Raw genomic sequence first — 26,875 nt, 5'->3', positions numbered from 1 at the left:
AGTTTGATGTGGCAAAAATACAATTAAAAAATTCGTAAAAAAACCATAATTTTAAACATTGATAAAAACGATAGAGCTATATGTCATCTTTTTATCCATCTCTGCAAATGGAAACAGATGAGAATATAATTGTAAGACCAAAAATATAACATATGAAAAAGTTTATTATTTCTATGATGCTGATAGTTTCAGGATCAGTTTTTTCCCAAATTTCAGTAGGAGCACCCGTACAGGAAAACAGCAAGTGGACTTTTGGAGGAGGCATTGGATTAGGATTTGGAAGTAACAGCGCTTTTAATCTGTCTGCATCGCCAAGAGTAGGTTACAGATTTACTAATGATTTTGAAGGCGGTGTGGTAGGAAGTGTTTCGTGGCAGACTTCTGATTATTATAAATCTACCATGTTTGGAGTAGGTCCTTTTGTCAACTATTATTTTGCCAGATCATTTTACGTGGGAGCTAACTATCAGCATTATTTTGTTGATTACAAGGATAAATATTACGATTATAAATACAATACGGAAGAGAATGCATTATACCTTGGAGGAGGATATATGCAGCGGATCGGAAACAATTCCTTCATGCAGCTGGGTTTAATGTATAACGTGCTTTGGAAACAGAATTCCAGTGTGTTTTCCAGCGGTCTGATCCCGAACATTGGTTTTGTGGTGGGACTTTAAGAGTTCAGTCATCAATAGGAAAGGGCTTTAGCCCGTTTAGTCAGAAACCAAAATTCATTCGGCTTTAGCCAAGCTTATAAAACAAAAATCCCCGGGAAACTTCCCGGGGATTTTCTATTTGAAATTAAATTATTTATTTAAGATTGAGAAGACTTTTCAGCCGATTTTTTCGCTTTCTGTGTTTTCCCGATCAGCCCGTCTTTTGCTTCATTAAGATCAAGAACTACAGTTTCTCCTTCGCTCAATTGCTTGTTTACCAGCATTTCTGCCAATAAGTCCTCAATATATTTCTGGATGGCACGTTTCAATGGTCTTGCTCCGAAATCTTTATCCCATCCTTTTTCAGAAATAAAGTCTTTTGCTTCTTCAGTAAGATCTACTTTATATCCTAATTTTTCAAGTCTGCCATAAAGCTTGTTCAGTTCAATATCAATGATTTTCTTGATATCATCCTGTACAAGAGAGTTGAAGATCACAATATCATCAATTCTGTTTAAGAATTCCGGTGCAAATGCTTTTTTAAGGGCATTTTCAATCGTGCTTCTTGCTCTTGAATCTGAAGTTGTTTTCTTCGCAGAAGTTCCGAATCCTACACCGTCTCCAAAGTCTTTAAGATCTCTTGTTCCGATGTTTGAAGTCAGAATAATGATGGTATTTCTAAAATCAATTTTTCTTCCTAAACTGTCTGTAACGTGTCCTTCATCCAAAATCTGCAACAGAATATTGAATACATCCGGGTGAGCTTTTTCAATCTCATCCAAAAGAACTACTGCATAAGGTTTTCTTCTTACAGCTTCCGTTAACTGACCACCTTCTTCGTATCCTACATATCCCGGAGGCGCACCTACTAGTCTTGAAACAGCGAATTTCTCCATGTATTCACTCATGTCAATTCTGATCAGAGATTCATCGGATTCGAATAGCTCTCTTGCCATTACTTTTGCCAATTCGGTTTTACCAACCCCGGTTGTTCCAAGGAAAATAAAGGTACCGATAGGGCGGTTAGGATCTTTAAGACCTGCTCTGTTTCTTTGAATAGCTTTAACAACTTTCTTCACAGCATCTTCCTGACCGATTACTTTTCCGTTCAGTTTCTCATCCATTTGGGCAAGTTTGTCAAGCTCGTTCTTACCAACTTTCGTCACAGGAACTCCGCTCATCATAGAAACCACTTCCGCTACATTTTCTTCTGTTACGGTTTCTTTTTTCTCTTTTACATCTTTATCCCATTTTTCCTGAGCCGAGTTAAGTTCCATCTGAAGACGTTCCTCTTCATCTTTCAGCTTTCTTGCTTCAAGGTAATCCTGAGCTTTTACAGCCTTCTGTTTCAGTTCTTTGATATCTTCGATCTTCTTTTCAAAATCAATGATTTCTGTAGGAACTTTCATGTTTTTGATATAAACACGTGATCCGGCTTCGTCCATCGCATCAATAGCTTTGTCTGGTAAGAAACGGTCTGTAATATATCTCGATGTCAGATTGACACAAGCCAGAATCGCTTCCGGAGTATAGATTACATTATGATGTTCCTCATATTTATCTTTGATCTGATTCAAGATCTGTACGGTTTCATCAATAGAAGTAGGTTCCACCATTACTTTCTGGAATCTTCTTTCTAAAGCTCCGTCTTTTTCAATATACTGACGGTATTCATCCAGGGTAGTTGCCCCGATGCATTGAATTTCACCTCTTGCCAAAGCCGGTTTGAACATATTGGAAGCATCTAAACTTCCTGTAGAACTTCCAGCTCCTACAATCGTATGAAGCTCATCAATAAATAGGATGACATCTCTGTTTTTCTCCAGCTCTGTCATGATGGCCTTCATTCTTTCCTCAAACTGACCACGGTATTTAGTTCCGGCAACTAAACTTGCCAGATCTAAAGTGATCACACGTTTTCCGTAAAGAACTCTCGACACTTTTTTCTGTTGAATTCTTAGTGCTAACCCTTCAGCAATGGCAGATTTACCAACTCCAGGCTCCCCGATAAGAAGAGGGTTGTTTTTCTTTCTACGTGATAAAATCTGAGAAACTCTCTCAATTTCTTTTTCACGGCCAATCACCGGGTCCAGTTTTCCATCCCTTGCCAAAGAAGTAAGGTCTCTACCAAAGTTGTCCAATGTAGGCGTTTTACTTTTTGCAGAACCTAGATTTCCTGTAGGCTTTCTCATTTGCTCAAATTCTTCTCTCTCATCATCATCATCGTAAGCACTCATCTGAGGAGACTGTCCTGAATTTTTAAGCATAGTCTGGTATTCTCTTGAAACTCCTTCATAGTCGATGTCATAAGCTCCCAGAATATTTGAAGTAGGATCTTCATATTTATAAAGAATACCTAAAAGCAGGTGAACGGTATTAATTTCATTGCTTTTATACTGTCGGCATTCTAACTCTGCACGTTTAATAGCATGGTCTGCCATCTTAGTGAAAGAAATATTGGTAACCTCTTCAGAAATAGGATTAAGACTTGCTGTATTTAAAGTTTCAATTTTTCTTCTGATTTGTGTTAAATCCGCATTAAGGTTTTGAAGGATTTCTTTTGCAGAGTTTTCCGTTTTTATAATACCTAAAAGTAGATGTTCTGTATTAAGAAATTCACTTTTGAGCCTTTTAGCTTCGCTTTTGCTTTGTTTGAACACCTGGCTCAAACCTTGTGAAAACTTATAATCCATAATATATCTCATTAGAACAAAGGCAACATTACCTTTTATTCATTATCTAAATTACAAATATTTTACCAAAAATCAATTAATGACTTTATGGCAGAAAAAAATTTATTATCTTATTGAAAATGATTAAGTTTGTAACCTTAAATTTTCCCCATGAATTCTGAACTTACCACTTACATTGGCTATTCTGCTTCTCTTTTTATCGTATTGAGTTTCATACTGAAAGATGTAAAAAAAATCAGAGTGGTTAACATGATTGGCTGTATTTGTTTTGTCATTTATGGTATCTTTAATGGAATGCTTTGGCCGGTTATCATACCAAACGGGCTTATTTGTTTCATTCAAATCTATTATTTAATACTAGACAAGAAAGATTGATGAGGAAAAAAATTATTACTTCTGCTTTTAGTAATCTGTATACTGACCAACGGATAGAGAAGGTGTGCAAAACCCTTTTTGATAACGGGTATTCCATAGATCTGATTGGTAACGACTGGGAAGGAAATGAAAAAATGGAACGCCCTTATCCCTTTTCCAGAATAGGATTGAAGTCTAAAAGCCTTAAGACCGCTTATTTTGAATTCAACTGGAAATTATACAAAGAACTGAAGAAAAAAGCGGACAAAGATACGATTCTCCATGCCAATGACATTGATGCACTTCTGCCAAATTATCTCATTGCCAGAAAACTGAATATTCCGTTAGTCTTTGACAGTCATGAAATTTTCACAGAAATGCCATCGGTTCAAAACAGGTTTTCTCAGAAGTTCTGGAGAGTACTTGAAAGAAAGCTGGTGCCTCATATGGAACTGATGATGACAGAAAGTGAAAGCTATGCCGAATGGTTTCATGAACAGTATAATGTCAATCCGGTAGTGGTTAGAAATATTCCGAGAAAAATTCTTTCTGCTCCCGAAATTCCGGAAAATCATCCTAAAATTATTTTGTATCAGGGGGCCATCAATCAATCCAGAGGAATAGAAAAGATGATTCTTGCCATGCACCACATTAAAGGTGCTGTTCTGAAAATTGCTGGTGACGGACCGAAGAAAAAAGAATACGAAGAACTTGTTATTCAGGAGAAACTTCAGGATAAAGTCTTTTTTCTGGGTAAGCTGAAACCGGAAAATCTCAGGGAAATAACAAAAACCGCTGATGCAGGATTCAGTCTCGAAGAAAATAATGGAGTAAGCTACTATTATTCACTTCCTAATAAGGTTTGTGACTATATCCAATCGAGAGTACCGCTTGTGATGATTAATTTTCCGGAAATGCAAAGGATAAAAAATCAATTTAATGTAGGAGAAGTTATTCCGGATCATCAGCCTGAAACCATTGAAAAAGCAATCAATCTTGTTCTTCAGAGAGGAAGACAGTATTATCAGAGCGAATTAAATAAGGCAGCAGATGTATTTTGCTGGGAGAATGAAGAGACAAAAATCCTCCAACTTTTTGAAAAAGCATCCTGTAAATAATTTTTACAAAATTGGTTATCTTTGCAAAAGAAATTTGATTTAAAATGACCATTAAAGAAAAACAGCAGGAAATAATAGATGAATTCGCTTTTCTTGAAGATTGGGAGCAAAAGTATGAGTACATCATTGATCTTGGAAAAGAACTGAAAGGCTTGGCTGAAGATAAGAAAACAGAAGAAAATCTGATTAAAGGCTGCCAGAGCAAAGTTTGGATTGATGCTGAATTTAAAGACGGGAAACTTTTCTTTAATGCAGATTCTGATGGTATTCTACCAAAAGGGATCGTTTCTCTTTTAGTAAGTATTTACAGTGGACATTCCACTCAGGAAATCCTGGATTCTGATTTTGATTTTATCGGAGAAATAGGACTACAGGAATTTCTTTCACCTTCCAGAGCTAACGGGCTTATGGCGATGACAAAGCAGATCAAGTTTTATGCAGTTGCTTACCAACTGAAATCATAACCGTGACCAGAATTTTAGCATATCGTTTTTCCGCATTCGGAGATGTTGCGATGACCGTACCTGTTTTCAGAGAATTTCTGGAGCAGAACCCCGGTGTGGAAATTATTATGGTCTCCAGGAAAAATTTTGAGGCGTTGTTTGCTGGAATTTCCAATGTAACTTTTAAGGGGATTGATCTGGATGACTACAAAGGTCTTTTTGGATTGAGAAAACTAAGTAATGAACTGATTCGTGAGTTTAATCCTGATTGTATTGCCAACCTCCATGATGTAATCCGAACCAAAGTTTTAGACAGAATATATAGAAGAAAGGGACTTAAGGTCTTTAAAATTAATAAAGGTAAAGAGGAAAAAGAACATCTTACGGATGTCTGGAATCTGGAAAAGATGCAGCTGAAAAAAACAGTGGAACGTTACGCTGACGTTTTTCGTGAAATGGGATTCAAAGTTGAACTTTCTCATCAATTAAGACCGGTTTCAGAACAAAAATCTGGAATTGGATTTGCTCCTTTTGCCCAGCATAAAGGAAAAATGCTCCCTTTGGAAAAATCCTATGAGTTGGTAAGAATTTTGGCTCAGAAACATACTGTATATTTCTTTGGAGGAGGTAAAAAAGAAACGGAAACTCTCGAAAAATGGGCAGAAGAGATTCCTAATACAAAAAACCTTGCCGGAACATTAAATCTTACGGAAGAACTCAATTATATTGCCGGGCTTGAACTGATGATATCCATGGATTCTGCCAATATGCACCTCGCAAGTCTTGTAGGAACGCGATGTGTTTCTATTTGGGGTGCTACTCATCCTTATGCCGGCTTTTTAGGATTCGGGCAAAGCGAAGAAGATGTTGTTCAGGTGGAAGACCTGAGCTGCAGACCATGTTCTGTCTTTGGAGATAAAGAATGCTACAGAGGTGACTGGGCTTGCCTTGAAGAGTTTAATATTCAGAAAGTGGTGGACAGGATTAATTTTTAAAAATAATCCTAACTATCTCATTAGCTTTGGCTTTATCAGAATGGTTTTTTTCTAAGACTTCCTTTCTCTTTTCAGTATCATGATAGTCCTTTCCAGCTGAGGAGATAATCTGTTGACGGATTTGGCTCATATCATCGCCATACAGGCATAAATTTGTTAAAACCGGATCATCTGTAATATTCCCGTTAATAATCACGAAACGGCTGTTGTAAAGCGTATTAAAAAGTTTCACCTTTGTTCCGGAATTCTGGTAAGAAATCAAAATATTGGCATGAGCATCTTTCAGAAGGCGGTAAAGATTTTCTGTGGTTTGTATAGGAGTAAGGCTGATATTTTCAACTTCTGAGATTTTGTTTTTAATCTCTTCATTGGCACGATCGGAAGCAACAATCAGTTTATATTGCGGAAGCGTTTTAAATAAACCGATAGTCTCATTTAATGCTCTTTTATTGTCTGCAGTGGTGAGATCTCCATGAAATAGAAAATACTTTCCTTTTTGATCCAGTTCCTTTACCGATTCATTACCGTGAAAGATATGAATCAGGTGTGCATTTTCCGAATAAGTTTGTACTTCATTATATTCCTTTTCAGATAAGCAGAATACAGCTTCAAATTTCTTTAAAAGTTTTTTCTGATATCCGGAATACTTCACAGCTTCAATTTTGTAAATAATCTTTTTAAATGGGTTCTTCTCAGACACAGAGAGGCCTTTATAATACTCTGATTCGTTATTGTGATGACGGAGGTAGAGTTGGTGTCTGTTATCCTTCAAAAACCGTATAATATGGGTTGTTTGCAAGCCTTCGAACAAGATAGGAGCTTTGTGCTTCTCCAGATTTTTAAGTAGGGTTTCAGAATCTCTGATGGCAGCAGCGAAAGGTGTTCCGGAGAAATAGAGAAGTGGATTCTTTTTCTTTTGATAAAAAAACACATTTTCTGTCATCTCTTTGACTTCCGGATCAATCTTATGAGGTATTTGATCTACAAAACAATGTAGGTGAATCTTTATTCCCAGATCAGATAATGCCTTAACTTTATAATACACATCAATAATTCCACCATAGGAAGGAGGGTAGGGATAATTAAATGATATAAGATGAAGTTTATTCACAGCAAGCGAAATTCAAGTGAAGGCAAAGGTAGATAAATATAAGGAAAAGTGGAGGAGAAGCTTTATAAATTGCTTAGGGGTAAAATAAAAAAATCTCCCAGAAATCTGAGAGATTTTTTGTGGGTCCTGAGGGATTCGAACCCCCGACCCTCTGGGTGTAAACCAGATGCTCTGAACCAACTGAGCTAAGAACCCGAATTTTTTTGAAAGGTTTCGTTTCCTTTTCTGTGGGTCCTGAGGGATTCGAACCCCCGACCCTCTGGGTGTAAACCAGATGCTCTGAACCAACTGAGCTAAGAACCCTCTAGACTTGTTCTCTTGTTTAGAGTGGTGCAAATATACGACTTATTCTTTAATCTCCAAATTTTTTTCTAAAAAATCTCCCACTACAAAGTTGCTTCCGCCAATAAAAATCATTTCTTCTTTTGTACATCGTTCTTTTGCAGAGAGATACGCTTCCTGCACGGAATCAAAAATTTTATAAAAAATTTTCGCCTCCTGGAGCAGATTTTCGTAATCTTCGGGATGTCTTCCCCTGTTGATGGATGGTTTTGCAAAATAGAACTCAGAATTTTCAGGAAGTAATTTCATTACATCATCTATTTTTTTGTCATTCACAAACCCCAAAATAACATGCTTGTGTCTGTTAATTGAATTTAATTGTGAAAAAACATACTCCAGACCTGCCTGATTGTGACCCGTGTCACAAATCGTAAGTGGATGTTGTGAAAACTCGAACCAACGGCCAATAAATCCTGTATTTTGGTGAACATGGAGAAGTCCTTTTTCCAATGCTTCATCAGAAATATTTACTTTAAGCTTTCTTAATTCTTCTACAGCGGCCAATACAATTCTGATATTTTTCTTCTGGTAATTCCCTTTGAGATCAGATTCAAGGTTGGTATTTATAAGAGTAGCATCTATAAATGGAGCATTTTCTTTCGTTGCTTTATCCTGAATGATATTTCTAACGGCTTCATTCTCGTCACCGGAAATAATCGGGATATATTGTTTAATAATTCCAGCCTTCTCTGATGCAATTTCTTCGATGGTATCTCCAAGAATATTCTGATGATCCAGCTGAACATTAGTAATGGCCGAAATCAACGGTTTGATAATATTTGTTGAATCCAGTCTTCCTCCCAATCCTACTTCAATAATGGCAAAATCTACCTGCTGCTGATAAAAATATTCAAAAGCCATGATGGTCGTAAACTCGAAGAAAGAGGGACGGATGTCTTCCGGAATCGTTTTCAGTTTTTGAATAAAATCAAAGACAAATTCTTTATTACAATTTTTTCCATTCACCTTTATGCGCTCTGTGAAGTCTATAAGGTGTGGAGAATTGTATAATCCTGTTTTATAACCGGCTTCGTGAAGAACCGATGCCAGCATATTGCTTGAAGAACCTTTTCCATTGGTACCGCCAATGTGAATACATTTTATTTTATCCTGAGGATTTCCAAAGAAAGCACAAAGCTTTGTAATGTTATCAAGCCCAGGTTTATAAGCCTTCTGTCCATCTATCTGATAGTTGGGCATCTGTACGAAAAGCCAGTCGATAGCTTCCTGATATTGTTCATTTGTCATGGTGCAAAATTCCCAAAAGTTTTTTTAAAATAAAATATAATTTTTCAATCTGTAACTTTTTATATTTAATTCGTCTAATATTGAAAAATCTTAATATGAAATCGTTGTGATTTACATGGTATAGTACTTATGAAGATAACACGATTCCATATGACCATTAAAAACAAATAAACATATAGAATATGAAAAAAGTTTGGATCATCGTTTTTGGATTAGGTTATCTGGGTTTAAGCGCTCAGAAAAAATGGTCCTTAAAAGAATGTGTAAGCTATGCAGTGGAGCATAATCTTCAGGTTATCCAAAATCAGTATAACAAACAAAACCAGGAATATAATCTTAAAGCAGCCCAAAAAGAATATTTACCATCAGTATCGGGGAGTATGACGAATGGGGTAAGTTTCGGGCAAGGCTCATTAGGAGCAGGAAGCTTTAGAAACGATAGATTCAATAACAGTATTGGTCTGGGTGCTGATATTTTGCTCTATAATAATGGAAGGTTAGAGAAAAATGTAAGAAAAGCCCAGTTTGATGTAGAAGCAAGCCAATATGACATTGAAACCATTAAAAATGATATTTCTCTTCAGATCGCTCAGCAATATCTGACTACTTTGTTGAATAAAGAGATTGTTAAAATCTCTCAGAGTGCCGTGGATAATGCGCAGAAACAGTTTGACAGAGCTAAAATCACAACTCAGGTTGGAACAACAGCCCAGACGGTTCTGGCAGAGGCTGAAGCTGCATTGGCAAGAGAAAAACAAAACCTTAAAACTGCAGAAGTAAACGTTGGACGTGCTTTGTTTGCCATCGTTCAGCTTTTACAGCTTTCAGATTATAAAGGTTTTGATGTGGAAGATGTAAATATTCCTGAAAAGCTTGATTTACAGCTTACTACCGCGGATGAAGTGCTTACCACTGCGTATGAGATACAGCCTCAGATAAAAGCAGCGGAAAGCCGTATAAGATCTGCCGAGGCACAAACGGAAGTAAGCAAAACTGCATACTGGCCTACATTAACAGCGAGCGCTGGTCTTAATACTTTCTATAACAGACAATTTGATCCTATGCCAGGTACTGTACAGGGAACTTTTTTTGAACAATATAAAGATCAGTTCGGACAAAACGTGGGGCTATCACTGAATATTCCTATTTTCAATAAAGGGAAAACAAAACTTCAGGTAGAACAGTCTAAAATAAATGAAAGTTTAGCCAAGAATTCCTTGGAACAACAGAAACAGACGGTAAGACAAAACGTACAGAAAGCTCAGTTTGATGCTGATGCCAATTATGAAACCTATCTGGCTGCAGTGGAAGCTGAAAAAAGCTCAAAACTGGCTCTTGATTTTGCCGATAAAAGTTATGCTGCCGGAAGAACCACTATCTACGACGTTAATGTGGCGAGAAATAATTATGCAAATGCACAAGGATCAGTAGCGCAAGCAAAATATAATTATCTTTTTAGTCTTAAACTATTGAATTTCTATGCAGGAATTCCATTAAGTTTGTAAAATGCCAATTCAATCATTAGAAAAATACTTACCTCAAAATACACTTAGATATTTAAGAGTCTGGTTTGCAGATTACTATATACATATAAAAGTAACAAGAAACAGAAATTCAAAGCTGGGAGATTACAGAAAACTTCCGGATAATTCTCATGAAATTACGGTAAATTCTACCCTTACCCCACAGCTTTTTTTCTTTGTACTCACTCATGAGCTTGCTCATCTGATTGCTTTCGAAAAATATGGGCGAAGAATCTCTCCCCACGGTAATGAATGGAAAGAAACTTTCAGAAATATGCTTCTGGAAAGCCTTGAAATTTATGATGAAGAACTCAAACCTATCATTATAAAATTTTCAAAATCGCCAAAAGCCAATTTCATGGCAAGCCCTGATCTGGTAAGGTATTTCCATACTGAAAAACAGGATGATACTCTTCTATTTATCGAGGAACTTAAAAAGGGAGAATTTTTTATCTATCGCAACGAAAAGTATTTATTAGAAGGTCTGGTTAAAAAAAACTATCTTTGTAAGAACCTGGCTACTGGAAGGAAGTATTCTTTCAAGCCTTTAGCGAGGGTAGAAAAATGTAGCTAAGAATGTTAAAATCAGATAGATACTGCGTTATAATGGCCGGGGGAATCGGGAGTCGGTTCTGGCCTATGAGCACGCAGAAATTTCCAAAACAGTTTCAGGATATTTTAGGAACCGGACGCACAATGATTCAGCAGACCTATGACCGAATCAGCAAGGTAATTCCTAAAGAGCAGATATTCGTGATTACGAATAAGGAATATGTTCCTGTTTCCCATCAGCAGCTTCCGGAAATTCCTGAAGAGAATATTGTGGGTGAGCCGTTGATGAAGAATACAGCAGCTTGTAATCTGTATATGGCTAACAAAATTGCTGAGATCAATCCGGATGCAACAATGATTGTATTGCCGGCAGATCATCTGATCCTTAAAGAGGACGTATTTCTGGAAAAAGTAGAGCTGGCATTTGAGGTGGCTTCACAGCATGATTATCTGGTAACATTAGGAATAACTCCAACAAGACCCGACACCGGTTATGGCTATATTCAGTTTGTAGAGAAAAAAGGATCAGAATATTTTAAAGTAAAAACATTCACAGAAAAACCTATTCTTGAAATCGCCCAAAGCTTTTTGGAAAGTGGTGATTTCCTTTGGAATGCAGGAATTTTTGTATGGAATGTGAAAAGTATTCACCATGCTTTTGATCTCTATCTTCCTGAGATGATGCAGCATTTTATGGCTTGTGAGTATAACTCCGAAAAAGAAAACAGCTGTATTGAAACCATTTATCCGAAGGTTCAGAAAATCTCCATTGATAACGGGATTTTAGAAAAGGCAAAGAATGTTTACGTGATTCCTTCAGATTTAGGATGGAGTGATCTAGGTACATGGACTTCCGTCTATGAAAATACAGAAAAAGATAAAAACGGAAACGCTGTAAAACTGAAACATTTACTTTCTTATAATTCAAAAGGGAATATCATCCGCTTAAAGAATAATAACAAGGCAGTGATTATTGACGGCCTTGAAAACTACATTGTTGTAGATACAGATAAAGCGCTTCTTATCTGCCCAAGGGATAATGATCAGCTCATTAAAGATTATGTTCTTGACTTAAAAAACTTTAAAAAGGGCGAGAAGTTTATGTAATATTTGGTATATTTTCTGCTGATTTTTAAATTATGATTAAAACTGCAACCCGATTTACAATTGTTATATTTTCACTTTTGGGAGTCTTAGGATTTGCTCAGGAGAAGAAAAAGTTTTCAAGCATTCCTGCTATTTTACAGCAGATCAACCCCGGTAATAGGGTGGATTCATGGGTGTTGGTGTACAACAGCTATGGGAAAGGTCAGGAAATAAAGATTTCGGGTAAGGTAAATTATACTCCTCAATTCTCAGGATTCAATCTTTTCCCTAGTGAAGACAGCTTTTATTATATCGCTTATTCGGAAGGAGGTAAAGTAAATTACGTTACGGATGTCGAAGGATTGAAGAAGTTTGTAGATAGAATTGATAATGCTCAGGAAGCAGCTGTTGTATTAGCCGCTGACGGATATATGATAGATGAAGAGTTTAAGGACCTTGCGGGTAATTATCATGAAGATAAGTCGAATTACTATCTGGACCTTGGAAAGCTCACCTCAAAGGAATGTCCATACCAGAAAACACATTATACAGTAACACTCAATAAATCTACAGGTGCTGTAAACAATGTTAAAGACAATGGAACTTATATTGAGCTTTACAATAAAAAATGTGCTAATAACCCGAGACTTTTAAAAATCGAAAAAAAAGAAGAACCAAAGAAAGATGAGCCCAAAAAAACACCCAAGCGCAAATAATACCTATGAGACTGAACGATTGATCCTTCGCCCTATGTCCCGTGAAGACAAAGATTTTGTCTTTGAACTTTATAACAGGCCAAAATTCATTCAACATATTGGCAACCGCAATGTAAATTCCATTGAAGATGCTGAAAATTACATCTTAAACAGATTTGCCCCACAGATTGAAAGGCTGGGATTTGGAAATTATATTTTAATAACCAAAGATGGAAATGAAAAAGTAGGTGCGGTAGGAATCTTCGAAAGGGAAGGACTTGATATTGTGGATATCGGATATTCTCTGTTGGAAGAGTTCGAAGGTAAGGGCTATGCTTTTGAGGCAGCTCAGAAGGTTAAATCGATCGGAATGGATGATTTCGGATTAACAAAAATATCAGCCATTATTTCAAAGGATAATATTTCTTCCCAAAAGCTGATTGAAAAATTAGGTTTGAGGTTTAAAAAACACGTCATACTTCCAGGCGAAACCGAAGAACTCAACTATTACGAAACCGAATAATAAATCTATAAAAAAATATTTTCACAAATAGCACAATAATGTATCTGGGTTATTTGTGAAAATATTTGTGATATCTGTGTTTTAAGAAAGTTATCCCTCCAGAATCTGTTCAGCAGCAGTCTTTGAAGTTACTTTTTCAATCACTCTTGTACAAATACCATTTTCATCGAAAATAAAAGTGGTTCTTACAATTCCCATATAGGTTTTTCCAAACGTTTTTTTCTCCTGCCATACCCCGAATTTTTCAATGATATTACGGTTTTCATCTGCAATAAGATCATAAGGAAAAGCAAACTTGCTGTGGAAATTCTTTTGCTTTTTACAGAGTCACCGCTTATTCCCAATAATTGAAATCCTGCTTTTTTAAGCTTAGTATAATTATCACTAAGGTTGCAGGCTTCCACTGTACAGGTTGGTGTATTCGCTTGCGGATAGAAGAAAACGACCAGTTTTTTTCCAATTAATTTTGATGAGGTTACTGTTTCTCCGTCTTGATTGAATCCTTCAAATTCAGGTAATTTATCTCCAACTTTCAGCATAATGATTTAATTTTGTTCAAATTTAAGGCATACATGACAAAAAAACAAAGAGCTGAGCTCGTTCAGATAGAACTGGAAAAATTATATCCCACTACACCTATTCCGTTAGATCACACTGATCCCTATACATTGATGGTTGCCGTAGCACTTTCTGCACAAACTACAGATAAAAAAGTAAATCAGGTTACTCCCGAACTTTTTGCGGTAGCAGGAACACCGCAAAGAATGGCTAAGCTGGAAGAATTTGAAATCAAAGAACTAATCAAAGAAATAGGATTATCTAATACGAAAGCCAAAAACCTGAAGAAAATGGCCGAACTTCTGTTAGAAAGACATAATGGTATTGTTCCCCAGACTTATGAAGAATTGGAAGCTCTTCCGGGCGTAGGGCACAAAACGGCATCAGTAGTAATGAGTCAGGGTTTCGGATTTCCTGCTTTTCCTGTGGATACCCATATTCACCGTCTGATGACGCAGTGGAAACTTACTTCCGGAAAAAATGTGGTGGAAACAGAACGTGACGCCAAAAAATTATTCCCTGAAGAAGTATGGAATAAACTTCACCTTCAGATTATTTTCTATGGAAGAGAATATTCTCCGGCAAGAGGAAAAGGAGAGAAGGATTTTATTACGAAAATGATGTTTGAAAAATAATTCAATTATTTTGCCACTATGTCCGCTAAGGCTTTATAAAAACCACGTTGAAATAGCTCGCGAAGACACTTCGTTTAGCAAAAGCAATATTGCCCTGACTGAGTGAAAGATCTATGCGAACTGATAGAAAACGCAACAATTACTTTGTGGTCGCTAAATAAACCATGTCAAGGTTCTGAACCTTGACATGGTTTAAAAACATCATGTGAGATAAAGGACATGATTTAATATTCCAACAACCTTCTGTGGTAATTAATCTGTCCCAAATGATAGTCCAGATGAGCAATCAGATGAATCAGGAAGTAATCTGTAGTCATTTTATTTTCAAAAACAACCAGTGGGTATTCTTTTTTCAGGTCGTCTTCTGATAATTGAGAAAGAGTAGAATCTATCATTGTTGTAGTTGCCTCTATTTTTTCAATAAGTTCAGCTCTTGGAACATCTTTTAATGAAAACTCCAGGTCACGCTGTCTTACATATCCTGTGTTTCCAAGGTGCGTTCCTATAAAATGGTTGAGGTTTCCAACCAGATGAAGAACCAGGTTGCCCGCAGAATTGGCTATGTTTTTATCAACTTTCCAAAGATTTTCTTCGTTTTGATAGGCTTCTAGCTCTGTTTTAATTTATTTAAATCTCTGTTGTAAAGAGATTTGAGGCTTTCTGTGATCATATCAATTTTTATTGTATTATGGTTTTAAAATATCCTTTAAAGTGTTTATCAACCAAACTGTCAATACTGCATTTATAATCTATAAAGCCATAAATGCTGTCATTTTTGGTGAATTGTTTACTATTTAGAATCAGTTTCTGACTAAAAACTTTAGATTTTATGAATTTTTCCTCACCTTTTAAGGTTTTTGGATCAATATCCTTGATGTAAAAGTGGTTTTTAAACACCTTAATCAAAATTCCGTTTCCAAAATATCCGTTATTGTTATTCAGTTTGATGGTAAGAGTATCATTCTGATACTGAGCTTTGCATTTATAATCATCGAATAAAAATGTTCCTTTACGAAAGCCATCTGAGTAACTTGCAGCCTGAACAATATGTGCTGTCCTTGTTTCACTTTCAACAATTTCACTGTTATAAAGCTTCAGTTCCGGATATTTGGAAAGAAGGAGAATAGTATCATTGCCAGGTAAGCTCTTGTCAACCGTAAAATTTTCAAAATTGTGCTTCTTTTGACAGCTCAATAACACTAATAAAATACCGGTAAAAAATAAAAATAGTCTCATAAAAGAAACTATTTTTGTTTTTTAGCCCAAAGCTCCATTTTTCTGTTCAGAACATCCAAAGGAAGACATCCCTGGCTTAATACTTCATCATGGAAGCTTGCCAGCTTGAATTTGTTCCCAAGTTCTTTCTGATACTTTTCTCTTAGCTCACGGATTCTTAAGGATCCTATTTTGTAGCCTAAAGCCTGTCCCGGCATTGCCATATATCTTTCTACTTCTGCAGTGGCAGATCCCTCGTCGTAAGAAATATTGCTTAAGAAGTATTTGATAGCCTCTTCACGTGACATTTTTCCTGTATGAAGCCCTGTATCTACTACCAGTCTTACAGCTCTCAGCATCTGATCACTCAGGTAACCCATTTTTTGATAAGGATCTGTGTATAACCCAAATTCAGGTCCTAATGTCTCACAATAATGGGCCCACCCTTCACCATAAGCTCCTAACCATCCGAATCTCATAAATTTAGGAAGCTTTGTGTTCTCCTGTTGCAAAGAAACCTGATAATGATGCCCTGGGATGGCTTCATGAAGGAAAAGAGATTCCATTCCTGAAGTAACATTGAATTTAGTAGGGTCAGGAAGCGGAACATAGAATATACCTGCTCTTTTTCCATCCGGAGTTCCCGGCATATATTCTGCGCTGGCACTTGCCTCTCTGAATTTCTCCGTCTGTCTGATCTCAAACTTCGTTTTTGGCGTTACATTAAACATTGTTTTCAGCTTCGGAGTGATTTTAGTTAAGATTCCGTTGAATGCATTTAAAACCTCTTTAGATGTTTTATAAGGCATTGCCTTTGGATCCGTTTTTACAAAAGTGATAAATTCTTCAAGAGTGCCCGTAAAACCTACCTGTTGTTTTACTTTTTCCATTTCTGCACGAAGCATAGCTACCTGCTGAAGTCCGATCTTATTAATTTCTTCAGGAGATTTCTTAGTGGTTGTCCAGCTTTTTACATAATAGTTGTAGATCTCATTTCCGTTAGGAAGACTGTTGTATCCGTCTGTATCCCTTGCTTTCGGAAGGTACTCTTTTTCTAAAAATGTTCCCATTTTAATATAAGCCGGAATGATCTTTTTGGTAATAGCATCTTTATAAAGTGCTGAAAATTTTTCTTTCTGAGCCTGAGAGAAGCTTTTCGGAAAATTTCTTATCGGACCATAGAAAATATTCTTTTCCATGTCAGAAGTGGTAATTTCCTCTGCTTTCATCTGAGGAATCATTTTGATAACCAGTTTTTTAGGTAATACTATCTTATTGTTGATTCCCTCACGGAAGTTGTCTGCCGCTGCATTCATCCACTCCGGGAATTTTTCCATTCTTTTCAGCCAGTCGCTATAGTCTTTTTCTGTTTTAAAAGGTTGATTACCCTGCCCGCTTCCATACAATGGGAACGTTAACGGAAGTCCTCCAAATTGAGTAAAAGGAATATATTCCGGATGATAGGCGTAGGCCTCAGTTTTATCTTTTAAAGTATAATCCAAAACATCATAGACCACTTTGTCTTCGTCAGAAAGGGTTTTATAATCTACATGTTCCAGTTGTTTTTGCACAGAATTGTAGAAAGCAATTTCTCCTGAGATAAAATCTTTATCAATATTGATAGGAAGCTGATCATTATATCTTGTATCTCCTTGTGCGGTAGCATCTAAAGGATATAGTTTAAGATACTGCTCATAATAGTTGGAAGCGATAGAATCCAGATTGCTGGGAGTCACTTTTGTAAGGGGAGAATCCGATTTTTTGCAGGAAGTAAGCCCAATCACCAACCCTAATCCTAGAATACTTTTTGATAAAATGTTTTTCATTTTCAGAATCTTTATGAAAACAAAAATAAGTATTATTGGGAGATTCAGACTTATTGTTTGCATTGATTTTAAAAAATTATTTTCAAAATCCTTTCAACTTTGAATCAATTTTTTATCTTTGTCTAAAACGTTTAACAATCATATTATTACAGCTCTTTTTTAAGAAAAAATGAAAGGGATTTTAAAAATTTACCATCCGGACGAAACGCTAAAATACAATATCAGAAATACTTATTGTAAGGCAGTTTACAGCAACCAGCAACATTTTTTAGAGGTTGAAGTGATTACGGATGACAGTTTGGATCACGTGGATGATGATTCATTACAGTACAACTTTCCGCAGCTTTCACTTGAAGTTTTTGATTTTCCTATTGAATCGGCGGAAATAGAAGGAAAAACCATCATCATCAATGACTCTGATGAAGAAACCTATACAGAAGTAGACCTTTTCGATGACGAAGATGCCTACATCTATGATAATGAGCTTCTTTTTGAAAAAAATGAAGAAGGGGAGCTTCAGGTCATCTGGAAAGGGACCATTGATGATTTCTATACCGGATCAGATACACCGATCCCCTTTAGATTAAAATGCGAATTTAAGCAAGATGAAATTGAGGTAGGAGAAGACTAACATAGGCTTCTATCTTTTTCGTACCAGATTTCTTTTCAAAATTTTTTTTTGGAAAGAAATTTGCTATTTGTAAAATTGTAACAAAATTTAAGTTGTTTTTAAGCAATTTTTAAGAGTTCAATTCATAATATTCTCCTACATTTGTCGTTGAAATTTAATAAAATTTACATTTAATGCTGTTAACGGAACTTTCTCAGATTTTATTTGCACAAATCGCTACCCCTGCAGTTGCTGCAGACAACTTAGAGTTCTCATTCTGGAAAATTATGTTCCATGGAGGAGCTTTCGCTAAAATAGTGATGGTCACTGTATTACTATTGGGAGTGTTTTCTCTATACCTGTTTTTTGAAAGATTTTTCTTTATCAAAAGGCTTACATCAAAAACAGATTCCAACTTCATGAACAATATCGAAGACTTCATCAAGGCAGGAAAAATAGAGGCGGCAGCAGATTACTGCAAAACCCAGAACTCTCCGGAAGGAAGAATTTTAGAAAAAGGAATTTCAAGATTAGGACGTCCTGTTTCTGATATTGTAAGTGCTATGGAATCTCAGGCACAGGTAGAGGTTGCCAATATGGAAAAAAACCTGAACCTTTTGGCTGTAGTACCAAGTATTGCACCCATGTTGGGACTTTTAGGTACGGTAATCGGGATGATTATTGCTTTCTTTAATCTTTCCCACGCAACAGGATCTTTCTCGCCGAAAACACTTTCAGAGGGGATCTATACCGCTTTAGGGCAGACCGCTGTAGGTTTGGCTGTAGCAATTCCTGCTAACTTCTGTTATAATATTCTATTGACAAGGATTGATAAATTTGTCCTGAAAGCTCAGAATATGTCAGGAGAATTTTTAGACCTTATCAACAAACCTTTATAAATCTTTCTTACGATGAAAATTCAAAGAAGAAATAAAGCAAATCCGGAATTCAGTTTAGCAGCGATGACAGACGTTATCCTGTTGATGCTGATTTTCTTTATGATCACTTCTTCAGCTGCCAATCAAAGCGCTATTGATGTGAATCTGCCGAAAGCCGGAGCAGTTGACGATAATATTCCCAATCCTTTAACGGTAAGCATCAAACCGGACGGCTCGTTCTTTGTAGATGATAATCCTGCCAATAAAGGAGAACTGGAGCAAATTATTGTAGATAAATTAGCCAGCCAGACCAATAAATCATTTACGATCAGAGCTGATGAAAACACATTGCATAAAGATGTTGTTTTTGTGATGGAAATTGCTGAGAAACATAAATTTAATATTGCTATTGCAACCGTTAAAGACAAATAACATATCCGGATTTCCGGAAAGAATTACGTTTTAAGATGAAAAGCTATACAGCAAACAGAAACGAAGAAAATAAAGACAGAGTAAAGAGCGCACTGCTTTCTATTCTGATCTGGGCTGCTATTCTGCTTTTTGTTTTTCTATATAAATTAAAACCTGAACTGGATAAAGATCCTGAAGTGGTTACTACTATGCTGGTTAATTTTGGTGATAACAGAAATGGAAAGGGGATTGAAGAACCAGCTGAACAGCCTGGAAGTCTTGCCGCTGCAACGGAAGAAGTTACACCAGAGCCCGCAGAAACTCCGGTTCCGGAAACAAAAACAGTTATAAAGCCAGAACCAGTTCCTACTCCCGAACCAAAGAAAACAGAGGTTAAGGAAAAAGTTATTACAGGAAATAATTCAAAAGCTACTGTTCCTAAAAAAGAGGAATCCAAAAAAGCTGAGAAAAAAGAAGCTACGAGTACAAGTGCTTCAAAAAATACTAAAAAATCTGGAGCGGCCACTGCCAATTCAAAAACAGGAAATGGTGACGGAAAAGGAACCGCAGCCATAGGCAACCTGATTAAAGGAAGAGGAACTAAAGCCGGAAGCCAGGGAACTGGTGATGGTATCGGAAACGCGGGAGATCCTTTAGGCGGTGATGGAAACGGAGACAGTAAAGTAGGAATCGACAGAAAATTAGTCGGTTATATTCCGGGAACAATGGGAAGAGGAGGAGCACAGCCTTCTCACAGCTGTACAGCAAGTGGATCAATTACTATTGCTTATACGGTAGATAAAGCAGGGAATGTAGTATCCGCAAGAAGAGCCGGCGGGATTTCAGATCCTTGTGTCTCATCCACGTCTGTGGCCTGGGTTAAGAAATATGTAAAAGCAGAAAAAGCCAATACTTCTTCCACCGGAACTTATAAAATTACATTCTAAAAATACAAAAGCACTTTATTCAAGTGCTTTTTTTAATTCATTTATTCTGTTGATAATGGGTAGTGCAAAAATACCACTGGTCTGAAGATAAAGCTCGTAGAATGTCTTGGCTTTATCCTGAAAATCTTTGTTCTGATCATGTCTGCTATTGAAATAAAATAGATTTCCCAGCATTTCATAATAATCTTTGTGATCTCTTTCCTGTCTTTCATTCACAATCGCGATCATTTCTTCCTTGGTTTTAGAAGCAACCTCTGTGAAGCTCATCTTGAAAATGTCTCTCATCAACGTATCAAAATCCAGTTCTTTCTGCATTAAGCTTTCTTCAGGTTTGTCGAGAATCAATTTTTCTAATGCCTGAGTTAATTGGCGGATGAGTCTTAAGGTGAATTCTTTATCTGTGATCATAATGGATTTAAAGTTTTAAGTTTAATGTTTAAAGTTAATAGCATTGTTCAACCAGAATCTTTTCATTATGCGAAAAATAAATAGGCCAATGCAATGGCAGTGATAACGCCGATTAAATCGGCCAGAAGCATGGCAATTACCGTGTATCTTGTATTCTTAATGGCTACGGCACCAAAATATACTGCAATTACATAGAACGTCGTATCTGAGCTTCCCTGAAGTACTGCCGCTAATTTTCCCTGGAAGCTATCTGCTCCAAATGTGGCCATCGTATCCACCATCATTCCTCTGGCTCCTGAACCGGATAAAGGTTTGATCAATGCAGTTGGAAGTCCATCCACAAATCTCGGATCCATATTGGCAACGTTGGCTACCCATTTCATCCCGTCAATAATCACATCAAATACACCGGAAGTTCTTAGTAATGAAATCGCAATCAGCATTCCAACCAGATAAGGAATAATTTTAACACAGGTGGTGAAGCCTTCTTTTGCGCCTTCAATAAAGGCATCAAAGACGTTAATTTTTTTATAAACAGCTCCCAATACAATCGCAAGGAAGATAAACAGAATTAAACCATTGCTTAATACTTTACTGAAGTCATCCAGTTCATCCTTACTCAATTGTACAAGGTATACTACCAATAAAGCAATAATTGCTGAAATTCCTCCTACATAAGCTATTACCACCGGACGAAGAAGATTGATTTTCTGGTATAAAGAAACAATAATCATCGCAGCTAAAGTTGCCGCAAAAGTGGCGATCATGCAAGGAAGGAAAATATCTGTAGGGGTCTTTGATCCCATAGAGGCTCTGATGGCAATAATCGAGACCGGGATCAATGTCATTCCTCCGGCATGAAGACACAGAAACATAATCTGCGAATTGCTGGCAGTATCTTTATTGGGATTTAAAGTCTGGAGACTTTCCATCGCTTTTAACCCAAAAGGAGTGGCAGCATTATCCAATCCCAGAAGATTGGCACTGAAATTCATTAGCATATGTCCGAATGCAGGATGGTTTTTAGGAATTTCCGGAAATAATTTTGAAAAAAATGGCTGAATCAAACGGCTTAGAAGGTTAATTCCTCCTGCTTTTTCAGCAATACTCATGAATCCCATAAACAAGGTCATGATTCCGATAAGACCAAGACAGATTTTTACGGCAGTTTCAGAGGTTCCGATAACTCCATCGGCTTCCTGAACGCGATAAACATTTACATTTTGTTTTAAAGAATCTGTTTTATAGTGAATTCTGCTGTCTGCAAAATCATTTTTTTTCATCAGGCTGTCTCTGACAATAGGAGATAGGCTGTTCATAGGTTGAGATGCAATCTTTACTGTATCACCTCCTTTTCCCACCACCATATCATTGAAAATGGTTTTGTAGTTACCTGACGAAACGTATTTTATACTGGCAATGGCAATGGCAATGATAATGAAAGCCGACCAAATTCTGCTGAGAACCATCTGATTGATTTAATTGTTTAAACTTATCGAAAATACTTCAAACCACAAAAATAACTAAAGTCTTTTGTAATTCCGGTGTGAAAGAAAACTAATGATGGTCTCTAATCTTAAAGCTTATTGTTAACGCATTTTTCACAAAGTTCCTAAATAATGGGAAAATGATTTTTCTCGTTCGCAAAGGCGTTAGCACTAAGCAAAGAGAATTTAAGTTAAAGAGCATTGCTGAATGAAATGCCCTTGCGAACAAAAAATATGCATTAAGTTTTTAGATTTTCCTTACGCTCTCTAGCGTTTAAAACTAAAATGATTTACTCTTCCAGATAAACAAGATGTCCTTCAAAATCATCATCAAGATTCTTCAGAATTTTGGCTTCATCCATTTTTTTGATCAAAGCATCTACAAAGAAGCTTTTTTCAAAGAACTGGCGATGAATTCCGGGTAAAATTTCCATAAAATAATCCATTCCGATTTTGTTGTTATGGAGATCCATTTTGGTTTCCAAAGGCTCATTAGGGAAGAGTTCTTCATGCATATCTGTGATTCTTTTACAAAAATCCAGCGCTTTTTTAGGGGAAGAGATCTTGCAGCAATACATCATAATGAAGCAGCACCACAGCGCGTGTCTGAAAGCATTTCCAATTCCATTGTTGGAGGCCGTTGCAGGGAATTTTTTCTGTGCAATGGTAAACGCTTTTACTGTTGCATAAAAACTCAGTAAAGCGAAAAGAGGATGAGGAAGGACAAGTGATAAAAGACGGATAATCTTTTTAAAACTCATGCTTCGGATGGTATTGAAAAATATCTTAAAAGTCCTCATAAATAAAAATCTCTCCCTAATTAGAGAGAGATTGTATTGTTTTTGTTACAGATACTATGCTTTTACAGCTAATAAATTAACTGTTTTGGCAACAGTATCCTGAATTTCAGTTCTTTTTACGATGAAATCTACAAATCCTTTTTCCTGTAAGAATTCTGATGTCTGGAATCCTTCCGGTAAGTCTCTACCGATTGTTTCACGGATTACTCTTGGTCCTGCGAAACCAATCAGTGCTCCCGGTTCTGCCATAATGATATCAGCAGTCATTGCGAAAGAAGCAGTGATTCCTCCGAATGTAGGATCACAAAGATAAGCGATGTATAAAAGTCCAGCTTCAGAAAGCTGAGCTAATTTAGCCTGAACTTTTGCCAGCTGCATCAAAGAGTAAGTAGCCTCCTGCATTCTTGCTCCTCCGGACTGACAGATAATCATATACGGAAGTTTGTGTGCAATACAGTAATCTACTGCTCTTCTGATCTTTTCTCCCATTACAGAACCCAAAGATCCACCAATGAAAGCAAAATCCATACAAGAAACTACCATTTCAGTTCCTTTTACAGTTCCTACAGCGTTTCTGATAGAATCTGTAAGCTTTGTTTTAGCTTTTACTTCTTTCAAACGGTCTTTGTAAGGCTTTGTATCTTTGAAGTTTAAGATATCAATACTTTCAACATTGGCATCCAGTTCGGTAAATTTACCACCGTCAAAAAGGATGTCAAAAAATTCTGCACTTCCTATTCTTACATGAAATCCGTCTTCGGGAGAAACATAGTTATTTCTCTTTAGTTCATCATGTTCCACTACTTTTCCGGATGGAGTCTGATGCCAAAGGCCTTTGGGAACGTCTTTTTTCTCATCAGTAGAAGTGGTAATGTTTTTTGCTTTTCTTTTAAACCAGTCGAATGCCATTTTTGCTTGTATTAATGTATAAATGTAAAATGTACCAATGTAAATGCATTCCTATGAATACTTTTTACATTGGTACAAATGTACAGTTCTTATTTTAAAGTATCTACGTTATTTAAATCTTCAAATGCTTTTACCAATCTTGCAGAGAATGTGTCCTCACCTTTTCTTACCCAAACTCTTGGGTCATAGAATTTTTTGTTAGGTTTTTCTTCTCCTTCAGGGTTTCCGATCTGAGCTCTTAAATAATCAATATTGTTGATCATATAATCTCTGATGCCTTCTGTGTATGCAAACTGAAGGTCAGTATCGATGTTCATTTTGATAACTCCGTAGTCGATAGCCTCTCTGATCTCTTCTAAAGTAGATCCTGAACCTCCGTGGAATACAAAGTTGATAGGTTTTGCAGCTGTTCCGAATTTTTCCTGAACATATTTCTGAGAATTGTCAAGGATTTTTGGCGTAAGAACTACGTTACCTGGCTTGTAAACTCCGTGAACGTTACCGAAAGCAGCCGCGATTGTGAAGTTATCAGAAATAGCTTTTAATTTTTCATAAGTATAAGCTACGTCTTCAGGCTGAGTATATAATTTTGAGTTATCAACGTCTGAGTTGTCAACACCATCTTCTTCACCTCCTGTTACCCCGATTTCTACTTCAAGAGTCATCTGAAGCTTAGCCATTCTTTCGAAATATTTAGCAGAAATTTCAAGGTTTTCTTCTAAAGACTCTTCAGAAAGGTCTAACATGTGAGAAGAGTAAAGAGATTTTCCTGTCTGCTTGAAGAATTCTTCGTTAGCATCCATCAATCCGTCGATCCAAGGAAGTAATTTCTTTGCACAGTGGTCTGTGTGTAGAATTACCGTTGCTCCGTAAGCTTCTGCAAGAGTGTGAATATGTTTTGCTCCAGCAATTGCTCCTAAGATTGCAGACTTTTGTCCGTCATTGCTTAATCCTTTCCCTGCATTGAAAGCAGCTCCTCCATTTGAAAACTGAATAATTACAGGAGCGTTTAATTTCGCTGCAGTTTCCATTGTAGCGTTTACGTTGCTTGATCCAATTACGTTTACTGCAGGTAATGCAAATTTGTTTTCTTTAGCATACTGAAAGATATCAGTAACTAACTGACCTGTGGCAACTCCTGCCGGAAAAATTCTGCTCATGTTTTACTTTTTATTATAAATTTATTAGGTGTTTTAATTTCGTGTAAAGGTAATCATTTTTAAGAAATTACTAGTTTCTTTTATCTCTGCCCCAAAGGAGCTTCTGACGGATGGTTTCATAGAAACTCAAACTGTTGGGCTGCACCAGAAGAAGCTGGAATTTTGCCTTTTTAATGATGATTTCCTTGTCGGTTTCTATATGTATCAGTCGGGAATCTAAGGAAAGAGAGTATTGCGGTACGCGGCTTTCCACCCTGAATTTTATTTCTACTTTATCATTCACAACCAGCGGCCTCACATTCAGATTGTGAGGAGCAATTGGAGTAATGACAAAATTTTCGTTATTGGGAGAAATGATAGGGCCTCCGCAGCTCAGAGAGTAGGCGGTAGAACCTGTAGGTGTTGAAATGATCACGCCGTCACCCCAGAATACATTCAAAAATTCGTCATTGATATAAGAGTCAACGGTAATCATGGAGGTGGTTTCTTTTCGGGAAACGGTAACGTCGTTTAATGCGTAAGGAAAAACTCCCTCCAGTTTTGGAGAAACCACTTCAATTACAGAACGGCGGCTTGTTTTTACATTTCCTTTTAAGATGGAATCCAGTTCCTTAAAGGCTTCTTCTTTCGTGAAAAAAGCTAAAAATCCAAGCCTTCCTGTATTCACTCCAACCACCGGAATTTCAAGATCTTCAATAAATGTCAGAGAGTTGACAATGGTTCCGTCTCCACCAAAAGTGAAAAACAGATCCACTTCTTTATCCAGAAGATCCTGTTTGGAATTGAAAGTTTCGAATATTTTTGAAAACTGAAGTGCTTCAGCCATTTCATCATACAGAACAGATTTTACACCTCTTGCTTCAAGTTCAGAGATAAACTTGCTTAAATATAAAAAAGTATCAAGATCTTTTTTCTGAGAATATATGGCTGCCTTCATGTTATATTTCTATGAATTTTTGTAAAAAACCATAACGGTCTTTAAACAGATCGGTTTTCTCATCAGAATAATATTTTTCAACGATTCTGTAGTCATACCGGTCAAAAGTAGCGTCTATCGAGGCCAGATTTTCATTGCTGATCTTTATGGTGACCTGAACTACCTCTTCAGACATAAAGCTTATAAATCCTCCGTAAAACTTCGAATTGTTGCTTTCGACGATGTTGGTAATTTCCGTCATTGAATATTTTCTGGCCGGAGTTTCTACGGTAAGAATAGCTCCTGTTTCTGAAAATAAAGGATAACGGGAAAGGTCCTGAAAAACATCTTCACAGGTAATATACCCCAGATATTTTTCATTTTTATTAATCACCGGAATCACATTGGAGCTGAAAGTATAAAACAGGCGGATGCTGTCCATGACATTGTTGTCCTCCAGAATTGCAAACCGTTCAATCTGGTGTTCCAGATCCTTCAGTATTCCTCCATCTTCTTCATACAGGAAGTCCATGGCAATGGCTCCGAAGAAGTGATGAGATTTTTTGATGAAAACATGAGAATATCCGAAGTCTTCCAACAGGTTTCTGGCCGACTCTATGGAGTCAGACAGGCTAAAACATGGAAAGTCTTTTGAGATATAGTCCTTGATAAACATTGTGCTAATTTATAAAAAATTAAACGAAACTTTTTCTGAAAACCTTACTTTTTTTAAGATGAAACAAAAAAAATGCCGTCAAAATTTGTTTGTAAAA

The 26,875-nt window shown here is 36.7% G+C and carries 27 protein-coding genes, 2 tRNA genes and 2 pseudogenes; 15 read left to right on the top strand and 16 right to left on the bottom strand.

Translation table 11 applies throughout. The features are described from left to right. The first annotated feature begins 152 nt into the window (after positions 1-152). On the top strand, positions 153-680 hold the full coding sequence (locus tag KBP46_RS14920; protein WP_216443583.1) for a hypothetical protein: 528 nt from the start codon (positions 153-155) through the stop codon (positions 678-680). A gap of 137 nt (positions 681-817) precedes the next feature. Here the strand turns inward: KBP46_RS14920 and KBP46_RS14915 are convergent, their stop codons facing one another. Beyond that, positions 818-3,352: an ATP-dependent Clp protease ATP-binding subunit gene (locus tag KBP46_RS14915; RefSeq protein WP_216443582.1), complete on the bottom strand. Its 2,535-nt coding sequence runs from the start codon at positions 3,350-3,352 to the stop codon at positions 818-820. Between the two features lie 150 nt (positions 3,353-3,502). On the opposite strand from KBP46_RS14915, the gene KBP46_RS23805 reads away from it, so the two are divergent. Genes KBP46_RS23805 through KBP46_RS14900 form a run of 4 tightly spaced genes read left to right on the top strand, consistent with a single transcriptional unit; the run spans position 3,503 to position 6,262 of the window. Next, on the top strand, positions 3,503-3,727 hold the full coding sequence (locus tag KBP46_RS23805; protein WP_062672881.1) for a hypothetical protein: 225 nt from the start codon (positions 3,503-3,505) through the stop codon (positions 3,725-3,727). After that, positions 3,727-4,824, top strand: a complete 1,098-nt coding sequence (locus tag KBP46_RS14910) for a glycosyltransferase (RefSeq protein ID WP_216443581.1) — start codon at positions 3,727-3,729, stop codon at positions 4,822-4,824. The genes KBP46_RS23805 and KBP46_RS14910 overlap by 1 nt, the downstream gene beginning before the upstream one ends. Before the next feature lie 44 nt (positions 4,825-4,868). Continuing rightward, a complete protein-coding gene (locus tag KBP46_RS14905) occupies positions 4,869-5,288 on the top strand; it encodes a SufE family protein (RefSeq protein WP_062672886.1) in 420 nt (139 codons plus the stop codon). A 2-nt stretch (positions 5,289-5,290) separates the two neighbouring features. Continuing rightward, positions 5,291-6,262 carry a glycosyltransferase family 9 protein gene (locus tag KBP46_RS14900; RefSeq protein ID WP_228436783.1) on the top strand — a complete coding sequence of 324 codons (972 nt, stop codon included), beginning with the start codon at positions 5,291-5,293 and terminating at the stop codon, positions 6,260-6,262. On the opposite strand, the gene KBP46_RS14895 is transcribed toward KBP46_RS14900, so the two are convergent. From KBP46_RS14895 to KBP46_RS14880, 4 genes are all read right to left on the bottom strand, one after another. Then, positions 6,252-7,373, bottom strand: coding sequence for a hypothetical protein (locus KBP46_RS14895; protein ID WP_216443580.1), 1,122 nt, complete (start codon positions 7,371-7,373; stop codon positions 6,252-6,254). The genes KBP46_RS14900 and KBP46_RS14895 overlap by 11 nt on opposite strands. 120 nt (positions 7,374-7,493) lie before the next feature. After that, positions 7,494-7,568: transfer RNA gene (locus tag KBP46_RS14890), tRNA-Val, on the bottom strand. 33 nt (positions 7,569-7,601) lie between these two features. Then, positions 7,602-7,676: transfer RNA gene (locus KBP46_RS14885), tRNA-Val, on the bottom strand. A gap of 42 nt (positions 7,677-7,718) precedes the next feature. Then, entirely contained in the window at positions 7,719-8,963 is a 1,245-nt protein-coding gene (locus tag KBP46_RS14880; protein ID WP_216443579.1) for a folylpolyglutamate synthase/dihydrofolate synthase family protein, read from the bottom strand. Positions 8,964-9,145: 182 nt separating this feature from the next. On the opposite strand from KBP46_RS14880, the gene KBP46_RS14875 reads away from it, so the two are divergent. Genes KBP46_RS14875 through KBP46_RS14855 form a run of 5 tightly spaced genes read left to right on the top strand, consistent with a single transcriptional unit; the run spans position 9,146 to position 13,342 of the window. Further along, positions 9,146-10,468 (top strand): TolC family protein, encoded by a 1,323-nt coding sequence (locus KBP46_RS14875; RefSeq protein WP_062672892.1) that lies wholly within the window; start codon positions 9,146-9,148, stop codon positions 10,466-10,468. 1 nt (position 10,469) lies between these two features. Continuing rightward, positions 10,470-11,060 carry a SprT-like domain-containing protein gene (locus tag KBP46_RS14870; protein ID WP_062672894.1) on the top strand — a complete coding sequence of 197 codons (591 nt, stop codon included), beginning with the start codon at positions 10,470-10,472 and terminating at the stop codon, positions 11,058-11,060. Between the two features lie 2 nt (positions 11,061-11,062). Next, on the top strand, positions 11,063-12,145 hold the full coding sequence (locus KBP46_RS14865; protein WP_228432360.1) for a mannose-1-phosphate guanylyltransferase: 1,083 nt from the start codon (positions 11,063-11,065) through the stop codon (positions 12,143-12,145). A 32-nt stretch (positions 12,146-12,177) separates the two neighbouring features. Continuing rightward, positions 12,178-12,840 carry a hypothetical protein gene (locus tag KBP46_RS14860; RefSeq protein ID WP_216443578.1) on the top strand — a complete coding sequence of 221 codons (663 nt, stop codon included), beginning with the start codon at positions 12,178-12,180 and terminating at the stop codon, positions 12,838-12,840. Continuing rightward, entirely contained in the window at positions 12,809-13,342 is a 534-nt protein-coding gene (locus KBP46_RS14855) for a GNAT family N-acetyltransferase (protein ID WP_120232348.1), read from the top strand. The genes KBP46_RS14860 and KBP46_RS14855 overlap by 32 nt, the downstream gene beginning before the upstream one ends. A 90-nt stretch (positions 13,343-13,432) precedes the next feature. Here the strand turns inward: KBP46_RS14855 and bcp are convergent. Then, a pseudogene (gene bcp / locus KBP46_RS14850) lies at positions 13,433-13,881 on the bottom strand (thioredoxin-dependent thiol peroxidase). A 33-nt stretch (positions 13,882-13,914) separates the two neighbouring features. On the opposite strand from bcp, the gene nth reads away from it, so the two are divergent. After that, on the top strand, positions 13,915-14,535 hold the full coding sequence (gene nth, locus KBP46_RS14845; RefSeq protein ID WP_062672899.1) for an endonuclease III: 621 nt from the start codon (positions 13,915-13,917) through the stop codon (positions 14,533-14,535). Positions 14,536-14,759: 224 nt separating this feature from the next. Here the strand turns inward: nth and KBP46_RS14840 are convergent. The 3 genes and pseudogenes from KBP46_RS14840 to KBP46_RS14830 all read right to left on the bottom strand — a co-directional run bounded on the left by KBP46_RS14840 (position 14,760) and on the right by KBP46_RS14830 (position 17,576). Next, positions 14,760-15,205: pseudogene (locus KBP46_RS14840) on the bottom strand (DinB family protein). Positions 15,206-15,213: 8 nt separating this feature from the next. Then, on the bottom strand, positions 15,214-15,771 hold the full coding sequence (locus KBP46_RS14835) for a hypothetical protein (protein WP_062672900.1): 558 nt from the start codon (positions 15,769-15,771) through the stop codon (positions 15,214-15,216). 8 nt (positions 15,772-15,779) lie between these two features. After that, on the bottom strand, positions 15,780-17,576 hold the full coding sequence (locus KBP46_RS14830) for a DUF885 family protein (protein ID WP_062672901.1): 1,797 nt from the start codon (positions 17,574-17,576) through the stop codon (positions 15,780-15,782). A gap of 169 nt (positions 17,577-17,745) precedes the next feature. Here KBP46_RS14830 and KBP46_RS14825 point away from each other — a divergent pair, with 169 nt between their 5' ends. The 4 genes from KBP46_RS14825 to KBP46_RS14810 all read left to right on the top strand — a co-directional run bounded on the left by KBP46_RS14825 (position 17,746) and on the right by KBP46_RS14810 (position 20,422). Further along, entirely contained in the window at positions 17,746-18,207 is a 462-nt protein-coding gene (locus KBP46_RS14825; protein ID WP_062672903.1) for a hypothetical protein, read from the top strand. Between the two features lie 173 nt (positions 18,208-18,380). After that, on the top strand, positions 18,381-19,085 hold the full coding sequence (locus KBP46_RS14820; RefSeq protein ID WP_047426580.1) for a MotA/TolQ/ExbB proton channel family protein: 705 nt from the start codon (positions 18,381-18,383) through the stop codon (positions 19,083-19,085). A gap of 12 nt (positions 19,086-19,097) precedes the next feature. After that, positions 19,098-19,496 (top strand): biopolymer transporter ExbD, encoded by a 399-nt coding sequence (locus tag KBP46_RS14815; RefSeq protein WP_062672905.1) that lies wholly within the window; start codon positions 19,098-19,100, stop codon positions 19,494-19,496. A 35-nt stretch (positions 19,497-19,531) separates the two neighbouring features. Continuing rightward, complete coding sequence (locus KBP46_RS14810) at positions 19,532-20,422, top strand: ferric siderophore ABC transporter substrate-binding protein (protein WP_216443577.1); 891 nt, start codon at positions 19,532-19,534, stop codon at positions 20,420-20,422. 15 nt (positions 20,423-20,437) lie between these two features. Here KBP46_RS14810 and KBP46_RS14805 read toward each other — a convergent pair whose 3' ends face one another. The 7 genes from KBP46_RS14805 to KBP46_RS14775 all read right to left on the bottom strand — a co-directional run bounded on the left by KBP46_RS14805 (position 20,438) and on the right by KBP46_RS14775 (position 26,778). Next, the gene (locus KBP46_RS14805) at positions 20,438-20,830 is read right to left on the bottom strand and encodes a hypothetical protein (RefSeq protein ID WP_062672909.1); all 393 of its coding nucleotides are present in this window, start codon (positions 20,828-20,830) and stop codon (positions 20,438-20,440) included. 65 nt (positions 20,831-20,895) lie between these two features. Continuing rightward, positions 20,896-22,299: a nucleoside recognition domain-containing protein gene (locus tag KBP46_RS14800; RefSeq protein ID WP_216443576.1), complete on the bottom strand. Its 1,404-nt coding sequence runs from the start codon at positions 22,297-22,299 to the stop codon at positions 20,896-20,898. Positions 22,300-22,607: 308 nt separating this feature from the next. Next, entirely contained in the window at positions 22,608-23,117 is a 510-nt protein-coding gene (locus tag KBP46_RS14795) for a hypothetical protein (protein ID WP_123278701.1), read from the bottom strand. A 54-nt stretch (positions 23,118-23,171) separates the two neighbouring features. Further along, entirely contained in the window at positions 23,172-24,026 is an 855-nt protein-coding gene (gene accD, locus KBP46_RS14790; protein ID WP_002982142.1) for an acetyl-CoA carboxylase, carboxyltransferase subunit beta, read from the bottom strand. 89 nt (positions 24,027-24,115) lie between these two features. Continuing rightward, the gene (gene fbaA / locus KBP46_RS14785; protein WP_062672913.1) at positions 24,116-25,186 is read right to left on the bottom strand and encodes a class II fructose-bisphosphate aldolase; all 1,071 of its coding nucleotides are present in this window, start codon (positions 25,184-25,186) and stop codon (positions 24,116-24,118) included. Positions 25,187-25,256: 70 nt separating this feature from the next. After that, on the bottom strand, positions 25,257-26,123 hold the full coding sequence (locus KBP46_RS14780) for an NAD kinase (protein ID WP_062672914.1): 867 nt from the start codon (positions 26,121-26,123) through the stop codon (positions 25,257-25,259). 1 nt (position 26,124) lies between these two features. Next, positions 26,125-26,778 carry a CBS domain-containing protein gene (locus KBP46_RS14775; protein ID WP_062672917.1) on the bottom strand — a complete coding sequence of 218 codons (654 nt, stop codon included), beginning with the start codon at positions 26,776-26,778 and terminating at the stop codon, positions 26,125-26,127. Positions 26,779-26,875: the final 97 nt, after the last annotated feature.

Source organism: Chryseobacterium sp. PCH239 (assembly GCF_018924625.1).
Lineage (GTDB): Bacteria > Bacteroidota > Bacteroidia > Flavobacteriales > Weeksellaceae > Chryseobacterium > Chryseobacterium cucumeris.
Note: the sequence above shows the minus strand (reverse complement) of the source record. Positions and strands in the feature narration are given on the sequence as shown.

Coding starts and splice junctions, on each gene's coding strand:
- KBP46_RS14920 (WP_216443583.1), top strand. CDS start 153: ATGAAAAAGTTTATTATTTCTATGATGCTGATAGTTTCAGGATCAGTT.
- KBP46_RS14915 (WP_216443582.1), bottom strand. CDS start 3,352: ATGGATTATAAGTTTTCACAAGGTTTGAGCCAGGTGTTCAAACAAAGC.
- KBP46_RS23805 (WP_062672881.1), top strand. CDS start 3,503: ATGAATTCTGAACTTACCACTTACATTGGCTATTCTGCTTCTCTTTTT.
- KBP46_RS14910 (WP_216443581.1), top strand. CDS start 3,727: ATGAGGAAAAAAATTATTACTTCTGCTTTTAGTAATCTGTATACTGAC.
- KBP46_RS14905 (WP_062672886.1), top strand. CDS start 4,869: ATGACCATTAAAGAAAAACAGCAGGAAATAATAGATGAATTCGCTTTT.
- KBP46_RS14880 (WP_216443579.1), bottom strand. CDS start 8,963: ATGACAAATGAACAATATCAGGAAGCTATCGACTGGCTTTTCGTACAG.
- KBP46_RS14875 (WP_062672892.1), top strand. CDS start 9,146: ATGAAAAAAGTTTGGATCATCGTTTTTGGATTAGGTTATCTGGGTTTA.
- KBP46_RS14870 (WP_062672894.1), top strand. CDS start 10,470: ATGCCAATTCAATCATTAGAAAAATACTTACCTCAAAATACACTTAGA.
- KBP46_RS14865 (WP_228432360.1), top strand. CDS start 11,063: ATGTTAAAATCAGATAGATACTGCGTTATAATGGCCGGGGGAATCGGG.
- KBP46_RS14860 (WP_216443578.1), top strand. CDS start 12,178: ATGATTAAAACTGCAACCCGATTTACAATTGTTATATTTTCACTTTTG.
- KBP46_RS14855 (WP_120232348.1), top strand. CDS start 12,809: ATGAGCCCAAAAAAACACCCAAGCGCAAATAATACCTATGAGACTGAA.
- nth (WP_062672899.1), top strand. CDS start 13,915: ATGACAAAAAAACAAAGAGCTGAGCTCGTTCAGATAGAACTGGAAAAA.
- KBP46_RS14835 (WP_062672900.1), bottom strand. CDS start 15,771: ATGAGACTATTTTTATTTTTTACCGGTATTTTATTAGTGTTATTGAGC.
- KBP46_RS14830 (WP_062672901.1), bottom strand. CDS start 17,576: ATGAAAAACATTTTATCAAAAAGTATTCTAGGATTAGGGTTGGTGATT.
- KBP46_RS14825 (WP_062672903.1), top strand. CDS start 17,746: ATGAAAGGGATTTTAAAAATTTACCATCCGGACGAAACGCTAAAATAC.
- KBP46_RS14820 (WP_047426580.1), top strand. CDS start 18,381: ATGCTGTTAACGGAACTTTCTCAGATTTTATTTGCACAAATCGCTACC.
- KBP46_RS14815 (WP_062672905.1), top strand. CDS start 19,098: ATGAAAATTCAAAGAAGAAATAAAGCAAATCCGGAATTCAGTTTAGCA.
- KBP46_RS14810 (WP_216443577.1), top strand. CDS start 19,532: ATGAAAAGCTATACAGCAAACAGAAACGAAGAAAATAAAGACAGAGTA.
- KBP46_RS14805 (WP_062672909.1), bottom strand. CDS start 20,830: ATGATCACAGATAAAGAATTCACCTTAAGACTCATCCGCCAATTAACT.
- KBP46_RS14800 (WP_216443576.1), bottom strand. CDS start 22,299: ATGGTTCTCAGCAGAATTTGGTCGGCTTTCATTATCATTGCCATTGCC.
- KBP46_RS14795 (WP_123278701.1), bottom strand. CDS start 23,117: ATGAGGACTTTTAAGATATTTTTCAATACCATCCGAAGCATGAGTTTT.
- accD (WP_002982142.1), bottom strand. CDS start 24,026: ATGGCATTCGACTGGTTTAAAAGAAAAGCAAAAAACATTACCACTTCT.
- fbaA (WP_062672913.1), bottom strand. CDS start 25,186: ATGAGCAGAATTTTTCCGGCAGGAGTTGCCACAGGTCAGTTAGTTACT.
- KBP46_RS14780 (WP_062672914.1), bottom strand. CDS start 26,123: ATGAAGGCAGCCATATATTCTCAGAAAAAAGATCTTGATACTTTTTTA.
- KBP46_RS14775 (WP_062672917.1), bottom strand. CDS start 26,778: ATGTTTATCAAGGACTATATCTCAAAAGACTTTCCATGTTTTAGCCTG.